The 9,066-nt window shown below is 64.0% G+C and carries 14 protein-coding genes and 1 pseudogene; 4 read left to right on the top strand and 11 right to left on the bottom strand.

The window, feature by feature from the left end:
- From ACQUQO_RS17325 to paaA, 6 genes and pseudogenes are all read right to left on the bottom strand, one after another.
- Window positions 1-203: pseudogene (locus ACQUQO_RS17325) on the bottom strand (betaine-aldehyde dehydrogenase); the annotation flags it as partial.
- Between the two features lie 12 nt (window positions 204-215).
- Window positions 216-386 (bottom strand): 1,2-phenylacetyl-CoA epoxidase subunit PaaE, encoded by a 171-nt coding sequence (paaE, locus tag ACQUQO_RS17320; protein WP_435079762.1) that lies wholly within the window; start codon window positions 384-386, stop codon window positions 216-218.
- Window positions 386-805: a 1,2-phenylacetyl-CoA epoxidase subunit PaaD gene (gene paaD, locus ACQUQO_RS17315; protein ID WP_435079760.1), complete on the bottom strand. Its 420-nt coding sequence runs from the start codon at window positions 803-805 to the stop codon at window positions 386-388. Before paaD ends, paaE begins: the two co-directional genes overlap by 1 nt.
- On the bottom strand, window positions 798-1,649 hold the full coding sequence (paaC, locus tag ACQUQO_RS17310; protein ID WP_435079758.1) for a 1,2-phenylacetyl-CoA epoxidase subunit PaaC: 852 nt from the start codon (window positions 1,647-1,649) through the stop codon (window positions 798-800). Before paaC ends, paaD begins: the two co-directional genes overlap by 8 nt.
- Window positions 1,649-1,960, bottom strand: coding sequence for a 1,2-phenylacetyl-CoA epoxidase subunit PaaB (gene paaB, locus ACQUQO_RS17305; protein WP_435079756.1), 312 nt, complete (start codon window positions 1,958-1,960; stop codon window positions 1,649-1,651). Before paaB ends, paaC begins: the two co-directional genes overlap by 1 nt.
- Window positions 1,961-1,978: 18 nt before the next feature.
- On the bottom strand, window positions 1,979-2,920 hold the full coding sequence (gene paaA / locus ACQUQO_RS17300; RefSeq protein WP_435079763.1) for a 1,2-phenylacetyl-CoA epoxidase subunit PaaA: 942 nt from the start codon (window positions 2,918-2,920) through the stop codon (window positions 1,979-1,981).
- An 88-nt stretch (window positions 2,921-3,008) separates the two neighbouring features.
- Between paaA and ACQUQO_RS17295 the strand changes: the two genes are divergently transcribed.
- Window positions 3,009-3,647, top strand: a complete 639-nt coding sequence (locus ACQUQO_RS17295) for a helix-turn-helix domain-containing protein (RefSeq protein ID WP_435079754.1) — start codon at window positions 3,009-3,011, stop codon at window positions 3,645-3,647.
- Here ACQUQO_RS17295 and paaK read toward each other — a convergent pair whose 3' ends face one another.
- A complete protein-coding gene (gene paaK / locus ACQUQO_RS17290; RefSeq protein ID WP_435079753.1) occupies window positions 3,648-4,952 on the bottom strand; it encodes a phenylacetate--CoA ligase PaaK in 1,305 nt (434 codons plus the stop codon).
- A 250-nt stretch (window positions 4,953-5,202) separates the two neighbouring features.
- On the opposite strand from paaK, the gene ACQUQO_RS17285 reads away from it, so the two are divergent.
- Window positions 5,203-6,417 carry an MFS transporter gene (locus ACQUQO_RS17285; RefSeq protein ID WP_435079751.1) on the top strand — a complete coding sequence of 405 codons (1,215 nt, stop codon included), beginning with the start codon at window positions 5,203-5,205 and terminating at the stop codon, window positions 6,415-6,417.
- Between the two features lie 20 nt (window positions 6,418-6,437).
- On the opposite strand, the gene ndk is transcribed toward ACQUQO_RS17285, so the two are convergent.
- The 4 genes from ndk to rpl7ae are packed head-to-tail and all read right to left on the bottom strand — an operon-like array spanning window position 6,438 to window position 8,038.
- Window positions 6,438-6,905, bottom strand: a complete 468-nt coding sequence (gene ndk / locus ACQUQO_RS17280) for a nucleoside-diphosphate kinase (RefSeq protein WP_435079749.1) — start codon at window positions 6,903-6,905, stop codon at window positions 6,438-6,440.
- Window positions 6,902-7,453, bottom strand: a complete 552-nt coding sequence (locus tag ACQUQO_RS17275; RefSeq protein ID WP_435079747.1) for a 50S ribosomal protein L24e — start codon at window positions 7,451-7,453, stop codon at window positions 6,902-6,904. The genes ndk and ACQUQO_RS17275 overlap by 4 nt, the downstream gene beginning before the upstream one ends.
- Window positions 7,453-7,671 carry a 30S ribosomal protein S28e gene (locus tag ACQUQO_RS17270; RefSeq protein WP_435079745.1) on the bottom strand — a complete coding sequence of 73 codons (219 nt, stop codon included), beginning with the start codon at window positions 7,669-7,671 and terminating at the stop codon, window positions 7,453-7,455. Before ACQUQO_RS17270 ends, ACQUQO_RS17275 begins: the two co-directional genes overlap by 1 nt.
- A 4-nt stretch (window positions 7,672-7,675) precedes the next feature.
- Entirely contained in the window at window positions 7,676-8,038 is a 363-nt protein-coding gene (gene rpl7ae, locus ACQUQO_RS17265) for a 50S ribosomal protein L7Ae (protein WP_435079743.1), read from the bottom strand.
- 210 nt (window positions 8,039-8,248) lie between these two features.
- Here rpl7ae and ACQUQO_RS17260 point away from each other — a divergent pair, with 210 nt between their 5' ends.
- Both ACQUQO_RS17260 and ACQUQO_RS17255 read left to right on the top strand, forming a co-directional pair.
- Window positions 8,249-8,662: a hypothetical protein gene (locus ACQUQO_RS17260; RefSeq protein ID WP_435079741.1), complete on the top strand. Its 414-nt coding sequence runs from the start codon at window positions 8,249-8,251 to the stop codon at window positions 8,660-8,662.
- A gap of 51 nt (window positions 8,663-8,713) precedes the next feature.
- Window positions 8,714-8,992, top strand: coding sequence for a hypothetical protein (locus tag ACQUQO_RS17255; RefSeq protein ID WP_435079740.1), 279 nt, complete (start codon window positions 8,714-8,716; stop codon window positions 8,990-8,992).
- Window positions 8,993-9,066 lie beyond the last annotated feature (74 nt).

Here is a 9,066-nt window from a genome sequence, read left to right as displayed (position 1 = left end):
CTGTTTCCTGCCTGTGCTTCGGCGAGCACCTCACCCGTCGTGGGGTCGCGCGTCTCGAAGGTCTCGCCCGAGGCACTCTCGACCCACTCACCGCCGATGTAGAGTTTGTCCGGTTCGTCGGCAAGCAGTTCCTCGCGCACTTCGCGGTGGCGCTCTCTGATCTCGTCGCGGCTCGCCTCGATTTGTTGTGATTCTGAAGACATTGTAGTGAGTGGCTATTCGAACTTCTCGAACGGTTGCTCGCAGTCGTGACAGTAGTGCATCGACCGACAGAGCGATGGTCCTTTCGGATGCTCGCGCTCGGTGTTCGTCGACTCGCAGTAGGGACATTCGGCCCGCTCGTCTTTCCCTGTGGTCTCGACGCTCGGGTCTGTAATCCTGTTCATCAGATACTTAGCCCGAACTCCCGGAGGTCCTCTCTGCCCTGTTCGGTGACCATCTCAACTGTCCACTCGGGTGACCAGACGAGCCGCAATTCGGCGTCGTCGATGCCCTCGACGCCGGTGACCCTGTTGCGCACGGTCTCCTGAAGCATGTCGCGGGCCGGGCACCCGGTGTAGGTGAGCGTCATGTCGATTTGCGCATGGCCATTTTCGATTTCGACGCCGTAGATGAGGCCCAAATCGACGATGCTGATGGGCATCTCCGGGTCGTCGATGTCGTAGAGGGCATCCCAGACCGCGCGCTCGACGCCCGTCGCGTCCGCGCCGGTCGCAGGCAGGCCCTTGATGCCCTCGCCGGATTCGTAGTCGGTGTATGCACAGTAGGTTGCATCCGGGTCGAAATCGGTTGGCTGGCTACTCATCGTCGGGGTCCTCCATCAGCCGGGCCGCGTGGTCACGGCCGAGTTCGCGGTAGGTGTTGGTTATCTCGTCGTAGTGGGTCGCCCAGTGGTCGGTGTGGTCGCCGTCCCGCCCGATGTGGTCCGGTAGTTCGTCAGCCACGACTCCATCCTCGTCGGTCTCGGGCGCGCGCGCGTCGATGCCGATGTCGGTCAGCGTCCCGGTGACGGTCTCGACCCATTCGTTGCGCATGTCGGCAAGGGAGCGGGTGCGAAGCCCGAGGTCGTCGATAGCGTCGTCCTCGAACGCCTCGAACAGCGTCAGCGCGTACGGGAACAGCCTGTCGACGGCAGCCTGCACGCGCTCGCGGCCCTCCTCGCCACCCACGAGCCGGCGAAGCCAGTTCTCGGCGTGTTCGCGGTGGTAGTCCTCCTCACCCATGACCTTGCCGACACGGTCGCGGATGCGCGGGTACGACGAATCTTCGAGCGCTCGCAGTCTGAGATGCTCGGCTTCGTCGTAGAAGTAGCTCCGCACGATGGCGTCGGCCCAGTCGCCCTCCTCGAAGGGCAGTTCACAGAGCGTGCTGTGGCGGAAGGTTTCGGGGTCGCGCTCCCAGATGAGGTCCGGTTCCGAGTAGCCGAAGTCCTCCAGGAGGTCGTACCACAGCCGTGCGTGGCCGAGTTCGTCCTGTGCGATGTTGGCGATGGCGATGTCCGATTCGACGGTGGGCGCGCGCACCTGCCAGTCGGTGTAGCGGTCGGCGATGACGAACTCGTCGTCGGCCAGCCGATAGAGAAGTGCCTCGACCGCTTCGCGCTCGCGCTCCGTGAGGTCGGTCGGCCCGGAGAGACTGCTCGCCGCCATCAGTTCCCTCCCTGCCGCTCGGCGTCGGCCTGCTCGCTCTCGGAGTCGGCGACCTCCTCGGCAGCGGGCGTGATGTTGTACTGGGTCGCCCACCGATACCCTTTGTTCGTGGTGCCGCCGAAGGCCGCCCGCGACTCGTCGACTTCGCCGATTTCGTCCTGTGGGACGACCCAGATGCTGTGGGTCGGCTTGCGGCGACCGTGTTGAATCTGGGCGAACATCAGCGCCATCTCGCGGTCGGGCGCGTGGACGTTGCCGCAGTGGGTGTGATACTTGCCGGCTCCCTCTTGGCGAAAGACTTCCCAAATCATTGGTAACTACCTCGCACCTCAGTCGGCCGCCTGTGGCGCGTGGCCACCGGTGGCGGTCTCGTACTCGTCGAGCGTCTCACGGACCCACTCGACGGCCTCGTGAGCGCGCTTGCGCGCGTCTATCTGGCCGCGACCGGGGTCGTACTCGTTTTTGGCGATTGCGAAGAACTCCTCCCAGTCGAGTTCGTCCTCGGCGACCTGATAATTCCCGTTCTCGTCCTTCTCGATGGTCGGCGTGTCGGGGATCTCCAGGCCGTACTTTTCGGCCTTCGGGAGGTACTGGTTGAGAAAGGACTCCCGGAGTTCGTCGTTGGTCATCTGCTTCAGCCCGACCTCGGCAGCGAAGCCGTGGTGAGTCGATTTGTCGTCCGTCGGCCCGAAGAACTGGATGATGCGCGGCCACCACGTCTCGAAGGCGTCCTGCACCATCTCCTGTTCCTTTTTCGAGCCGGTAGCGAGTTCCTTCAGGATACTCTCGCCGTGTTTGATGTGAAAGCCCTCCTCGAAACACACCTTGTCCATCGCGTGGGCGTACGGTTCCCAGCTCGTCCGTTTGAGAGTTGCCTGCCGGCGCATCGCCGCGCCGTCGACGAAGAAGGCGATCATCGGCGTCTCGACCCACGACTCCAGCGGATAATGGAAACAGTTCAGGAACTTCCCCTCTCCCGCAGCGAGTTCGTCGAGCATCTGCTCGCGCGTCTTGACGCCCAGCGACTCGGCTGCACGATAGAGCAACTGGCCGTGGCCGAGTTCGTCCTGCGTCTTCGCCGAGTAGGCCAATTTCCGGTCCAGACTGGGTGCTTCGCGGATGAACGGCCGCTCCAGATACGCACCCATGATCTCGGAGTTCGCGTGGAACTGAATCATCCGGGTCGCCGCCTCGCGGTACTCCCGCGGCATGTCGTCGTCCGGGCTGAACTGTCGCGGCCCGGCACGTTCCTTGACGGTTTCGAGGTCCATCGTCACACTCTTACATTCTCCACCCATCATCATAGACGTTCACACGTTCATGGACGGGCTTTATACGTGTGTGACGGCAACATCGGCTGTGATAGACGAGTGTCTCGTCGTCGAGTTCCGCGTGCGCGACGACGACTGTCCGTTGGCCGATGCCACGCGCGCGTCGGGCATCGAAGTCGATGCCCAGCCGCCACAGCTGCGCGCCGACGGCTATGCCCTACTGAGTTTCACCGCACCTGAGTCCGAAACGTTCGCCACAGCGCTCGACGACGACGACCGCATCCGCTATCTCCACCTCGCGCGCGTCGATAACCGACAGAACGGGCGTTGTCTCTCGAAACAGCCCTGTGTCGTCCACGACCTCGTGAGCGCGGGCCTCATCGTCGAATCGCTTCGCTATCGGGACGGCAGCGCGACCGTCACCGGCGCGGTCGTCGGCCACGAGGTGCTCCGAGGCGTGTTGAACACCGCCGGCGAGACCGTCGGCGTCGCGCTCGAACGCGCCTATCCCTTACAAACCGACGACGAGGGGGCCATCGCGGAGCGCTGGAACGTGACGCCACGACAGGAAGAGGCCCTCAGGGCGGCCGTCGCATGTGGATATTTCACCGTTCCCCGGGAAACGACCGCCGCGGAGGTCGCCGCTTCCCTCGATATCAGCAAGTCGGCGTTCATCGAGCGGCTCCACCGCGGCCAGCACGCACTCTTTTCGCAACTGTTCGCCTGATTAGCGGTGGTCGAACACCCGCTTGACCTTCCCGACCTCGGTGCGCTCGATTGTGCCGGGTTCGACCACGTCGATGCTGTCGGGCGAGACGTTCAACTGGTCGTCGAGCCGCTCGTCGATGGCCGCACGGAGTTCCGCCGGAGTGGTTTCGGACCGCTCGTGTGGTTCGACGGTGATGTCCATCGTGTCGAGGCTGTCCTCGCGGCGCAGGTCGATGCGGTAATGGGGAGCTATGTCGTCGATGCCGACCATGATTTCCTCGATTTGGCTCGCATAGACGTTGACACCCCGGACGATGAGCAGGTCGTCAGTCCGCCCGGTGACGTTGCCCATCCGGACGGCGGTGCGCCCACACTCGCAGTCGTCCTCGTAGAGATGGGTGATGTCACCCGTCCGGTAGCGGAGTATCGGCTGGGCTTCCTTGGTGAGTGTCGTCAGCACCAACTCGCCCGTCTCGCCGGGTGGGAGGGTCTCGCCGGTATCGGGGTCGATGATTTCGGGATAGAAGTGGCCCTCCCAGACGTGCAGCCCGTCCTGTGCTGCTGCACACTCCATCGCCACGCCCGGACCCATGATTTCGGAGAGTCCATAGATGTCGATGGCGGTCACGTCGAGGGCCGCCTCGATCTCTTCACGCATCGGGTCGGTGAACGGCTCCGCGCCGATGATGACCGTCGAGAGCGGAAGGTCCCGTGGGTCGAGACCCTGCTCTTCGGCACAGTCGGCGAGATACAGACAGTAGGAGGGCGTACACGAGAGCGCGTCGCTTTCCATGTCCTGTAACATGGTGAGTTGGCGGGCCGTGTTCCCGCCGCCCATCGGCACGACCGTCGCGCCGAGCCGTTCGATGCCGTCATGGAGTCCGAGACCCCCAGTGAACAGTCCGTAGCCGTAGGCGTTCTGCACCGTGTCGCCCGGTTCGACCCCCGCGGCGTCGAGCGAGCGCGCCACGACCGCCGCCCAGCGTTCGAGGTCGTCGTCGGTGTAGCCGACGACTTTCGGTTTGCCGGTCGTCCCCGAGGAGGCGTGAATTCGGATGATGTCCTCGTCGGCGACCGCGAACAGCCCGTCCGGATACTCCTCGCGAAAGGCCGTCTTGGTCGTCATCGGCAGTTTCCCGATGTCGTCGATGCCGTCGATGTCGCCGGGCGAGACGCCGTGGTCGTCGAGCAACTCGCGGTAGAAGGGAACGTTCTCGTAAGCGCGCTCGACGGTTTCGACGAGGCGCTCGTCCTGTCGGTCGGCGAGTTCCGCGCGGCTCAGCTCCGGCGCGATGGGAACCGTCATGACCCACCGGCCGCCCATCGACCCACACGCCCGTCGCGTGCGGTCGTCCTGTGTCTCGTGTCGAGCAGTAGCATGCCCGTCGGTGAGCGACGCGAGCGGATATAGATTTCCCCGCACATGGGGCGGGTTTATACACTACAGACACGGTACGCAAGTTTCAAACGCTGCGTGGGCGAAACTCTCTCCACGCGCGACGCACGCAGCGATTCGTTCGAACGCGCCGTGGTCGGTCCGTTTGCTATGGCTGAGCGCCGCGCGAGTGACCACCATGAGAAAGCTGCTATCGACGCGACTCGAAACCAGTCGGTCGCCGACGGTGCTCGTCATCTTCGCGAGCACGCTCGTGAGCGTGATGGGTGTCTCGCTCATCAGTCCGGCGCTCCCGACGATTCAGGCGGCATGGAGCGTCTCGACGAGCGAGGCGAGCCTCCTCATCTCCGCGTTCACCTTTCCGGGCATCGTCCTGACGCCCTTCGTGGGACTCGTCTCCGACCGCATCGGGCGCAAGCGGGTGCTCGTCCCCTCGCTGTTTCTGTTCGGACTGAGCGGCGTCGCGGTCGTCTTCGTCGGGAGCTTCACGACCGTCCTCGCCCTCCGGGTCGTCCAGGGCACCGCCGGTAGCGCCATCATGAGCCTCACGGTCACCTTACTGGGCGACATCTTCACCGGCGAGCAGCGGAGCCGATTCATCGGACTGAACGCCGCGATTCTCGCCATCGGTGCGGCCGGCTACCCACTTCTCGGTGGCGGGCTCGCGCTCATCTCGTGGACCGTCCCGTTCGTCTGCTTCGCGCTCGCAATCCTCGTCGCCGTCGCCGGCTCGGCGATACTGCCCGACCCGGAGGGCGAATCGGAGTCGGCCGGTCTCTCGTACTTTCTCGATGCGGCGCGGGCAGTGCCGACGCGGACGGCACTCGCGCTCTATACGGCGATTTTCGGCATCTTCCTCATCCTGTACGGCGCACAGCTCACGGTCGTCCCGTTCGTGCTCGACGACTCCTACGGGCTGTCCTCGGGCGCTATCGGGCTCCTCCTTGGACTGCCGGCGGTGACGATGGGGGTGACGTCCTCCCAGTCCGCGCGGCTGCTCGGTTATCTCTCGCCGCTACGGCTCATCGCGCTCGGCTTCCTCACCTATGGAATAGGACTCAGCATCGTCGCGCTCGCCGACTCGATTTTCGTCTTCGCGGGCGCGCTCTTCCTGTTCGGCATCGGGCAGGGCTTCGCCGAACCAATCACCGACACGGCGCTGAACGCGCTCTCGCCGGATGCCTTCCGTGGTGGCATCATGAGCATCCGGACGAGTATCCTCCAGTTGGGCACCACCGTCGGCCCGCCGCTGTTCGTGGGCGTCGCCTCGCTCGTCGGCTACACCGAGACGCTGCTCGTCGCGGGCGTGACCGCCGTCGCCATCGGCATCGCCGGCATCGGATTCCTTACATTCTTCGGCAGCGAGCGGGCCGCGACCGTCTCAAGCGGCTGAAAACGATGAACGCCGTCCGACTACTCGTAGACCCACGCCGCCGCGTCGTGGTCCCAGTCGAGGAGTTCCTCGTCGTCGAAAAAGAGGTCGATCTCGCGCTCGTTCGCGCCCTCGTCCTCGTGGTCCGAACCGTGGATGAGGTTGTGACCGAGGTCGTTGCCGAGGTCGCCCCGAATCGTTCCGGGGGCGGCCTCACGTGCATCGGTCGCACCCATCAGCCGGCGGACCTGTCGGGTGGCGTCATTACCCTCCCAGACCATCGCAAAGACTGGTCCAGAGGTGATGAACTCCACGAGCCCATCGAAAAACGGCTTGTCTTCGTGTTCGCCGTAGTGTTCGTGGGCGAGGTCCTCGTCGATGCGCATGAACTTGCCCGCGACGAGCTTCAGGCCCTTGCCTTCGAGTCGGGAGACGATTTCACCGACCAGCCCGCGCTGGATGGCGTCGGGTTTGGCCATCACGAACGTCCGCTCGTCGTGATGGCTCACTGGTCGTCCTCGCCTTCGTCGTCGGTCTCACGGGTCGTCTCCTCGCCGACGTTCGCCTCGGCTTCGCTCTCGTCGACGTTCGGCACGTCCTGGTCCTCTTCGATATCGGGGTCCGACCCGGCGGCGCTCCGCCCTTCGATCTCGTCGAGTTCGTCGGTGTCGGCCGTGGCGTCCTCGTCGACGCGGTCGTCGGTTGCGGCCGCCGGCTCACCCGAGCGCGACCCGGTATCGCCGGCCGCTGCTGCGACCGCCTCGGCCTCGCTTTCGCCCGGAGCGGTATCTACCTCCTCGGCGACGGTTTCGTCCTCTTCACTCGGCGGTTCGGCGGCGACCTGTTCGGCTTCGTCGGGTGTCCCCGCACGGCTGTCGCCGATGCGCCGACCTTCCGCGGTCCATTCGAGGTCCCGGGAGGCCCGCCCGAGGTCGGCGTTGTTCTCACACTTCGACGAGCAGTAGTGGACGACCTCGCCGTCGACGTGGACGAACATCGTCCCCGTGCCGGGTTCGATGTCCGACCCACAGTAATCACACGTCTCCGTATCGACCATCAGCGACCCCCTATCGCGTCGGCCTCGCGGGCGGTCTCCCTGAGCTGGAGTACGTCGCCCACCCGCACGGGTCCGAGGCAGTTGCGCGTGATGATGCGTCCACGGTTCTCGCCCTCCTGAATCCGACAGTTGACCTGCATCGCCTCGCCGTGCATCCCGGTCTTGCCGACGACCTCGATGACTTCGGCGGGCGTGGAGTCAGTTCCTTCGGCGCTCATCGTCCTATCGGAGGTCCTCGACGGTACTGGTGATGTCTTCGACCTGCTCGTCTGCGTCGCCAGCGTCCACGATGGCCGCGGCGGCGCTGCCGACTTCGAGACCCGCAGCGTGACCCACGTCGTCCTGGGTCTCGACGAAGACGAACGGAATCTCCTTCTCGTCGGCGAGTTCTGGCAGGTGCATGACGATCTCTTCCGGACTGACGTCCTCGGCGATGTAGACGAGCGATGCGTTGCCTCGCTCGACGGCCTTGGTCGTCTCGTTGGTGCCTTTCTTTACCGTGCCGGTGTCCCGGGCGACTTCGAGCGCCTCGATGGCGTCGTCTTCTAAGTCCGCCGGAACGTCATAGGTGACATAGACTGACATTGTGTGGTCCCTCCCGTGCGCGAGTTCTGTCTCCCCCGCCGTGAGAGTTCCTGAGGCTGGGAGCTTCACAACCCCGCACAGGCTGTAGCCAGCGGTAGCGTAGCCCGGCATAAAAGCGCTTTCAAAGCGCGCACGCCGTGGGAGGTGAGCGCACGCCAGACTCACTGGCACAAGATTTTTGTCAACATTAGTTCGAATCATAACGTATCAATGGCAACGCGAACCAATGGGACGCCCACGGTCGGAAGCGGTGCCGTCCGGCACAGTCTCTTCACCGTCGTGTGGGCGGTCTGGGCGGTGCTGACCGCCCACGAATACGTCGGAGATGTGTTCGGATTGCCGCTGTACCTGGTCCTGCTGGTCGGTGGCTTCCCGCTCGGCGTCGTGTTCTTCGCGTGGATCCGACGAACCGAGCGCGGACGGATGGCAAAACGGCTCTACGACGACGCACCGTCCGGTCAGCAACTCATGGCCGGTGTCGTATTGATGATTCCGCTAGCTGCTGTCGCATACGTTTTGACCCTCGTGGACATGTCTCTCGTGGTCCTTCTCGTCCTCTGGATGAGCGCAATCGTCGGCTACCAGCAGTCGATGTTCGTCGCCACCCACGCCGAGCCGGAGTGACGCACGGATTGGTTGGCACAGACTTTTATTACTGACCGGTATAGCGTGCATATGGCTACGCAGACGGGCGACTTCCCTGAACATCTCTCCGAACGAGGACCGCTGTGGGCCGTCGGATTCGTCGTACTATGGGCCTTCTGGGCCGTACTGTTCGTTCACGAGTACGTTGGTGATTCGGTCCGGTTTTCGTCTTTTGTGATTGCACTCCTCATCGGAATGCCCGTCGGTATCGGTCTCGCCTACTGGCTCCGGCGGACCGAATCCGGATTGCAAGTCGGTAGAGGCGGTGGTGCAGAAGTCTTCACAAGGAATACGGTAGGACGGATTTGATGTGTCCAGCAAGTCCGTCCTACCGGATAATGCGACGGTCGAACAGGTTTTCAAAGCATTGGAGACCGAGACGG

The sequence above is a fragment of the Halococcus sp. AFM35 genome, assembly GCF_051195015.1.
Taxonomy (GTDB): domain Archaea; phylum Halobacteriota; class Halobacteria; order Halobacteriales; family Halococcaceae; genus Halococcus.
Note: the sequence above shows the minus strand (reverse complement) of the source record. Positions and strands in the feature narration are given on the sequence as shown.

Excerpts from the sequence above, each read along its gene's own strand:
- paaE (WP_435079762.1), bottom strand. The coding sequence starts at position 386 with ATGAACAGGATTACAGACCCGAGCGTCGAGACCACAGGGAAAGACGAG.
- paaD (WP_435079760.1), bottom strand. The coding sequence starts at position 805 with ATGAGTAGCCAGCCAACCGATTTCGACCCGGATGCAACCTACTGTGCA.
- paaC (WP_435079758.1), bottom strand. The coding sequence starts at position 1,649 with ATGGCGGCGAGCAGTCTCTCCGGGCCGACCGACCTCACGGAGCGCGAG.
- paaB (WP_435079756.1), bottom strand. The coding sequence starts at position 1,960 with ATGATTTGGGAAGTCTTTCGCCAAGAGGGAGCCGGCAAGTATCACACC.
- paaA (WP_435079763.1), bottom strand. The coding sequence starts at position 2,920 with ATGGACCTCGAAACCGTCAAGGAACGTGCCGGGCCGCGACAGTTCAGC.
- paaK (WP_435079753.1), bottom strand. The coding sequence starts at position 4,952 with ATGGGCGGCCGGTGGGTCATGACGGTTCCCATCGCGCCGGAGCTGAGC.
- ACQUQO_RS17285 (WP_435079751.1), top strand. The coding sequence starts at position 5,203 with ATGAGAAAGCTGCTATCGACGCGACTCGAAACCAGTCGGTCGCCGACG.
- ACQUQO_RS17275 (WP_435079747.1), bottom strand. The coding sequence starts at position 7,453 with ATGGTCGATACGGAGACGTGTGATTACTGTGGGTCGGACATCGAACCC.
- ACQUQO_RS17270 (WP_435079745.1), bottom strand. The coding sequence starts at position 7,671 with ATGAGCGCCGAAGGAACTGACTCCACGCCCGCCGAAGTCATCGAGGTC.
- rpl7ae (WP_435079743.1), bottom strand. The coding sequence starts at position 8,038 with ATGTCAGTCTATGTCACCTATGACGTTCCGGCGGACTTAGAAGACGAC.
- ACQUQO_RS17260 (WP_435079741.1), top strand. The coding sequence starts at position 8,249 with ATGGCAACGCGAACCAATGGGACGCCCACGGTCGGAAGCGGTGCCGTC.
- ACQUQO_RS17255 (WP_435079740.1), top strand. The coding sequence starts at position 8,714 with ATGGCTACGCAGACGGGCGACTTCCCTGAACATCTCTCCGAACGAGGA.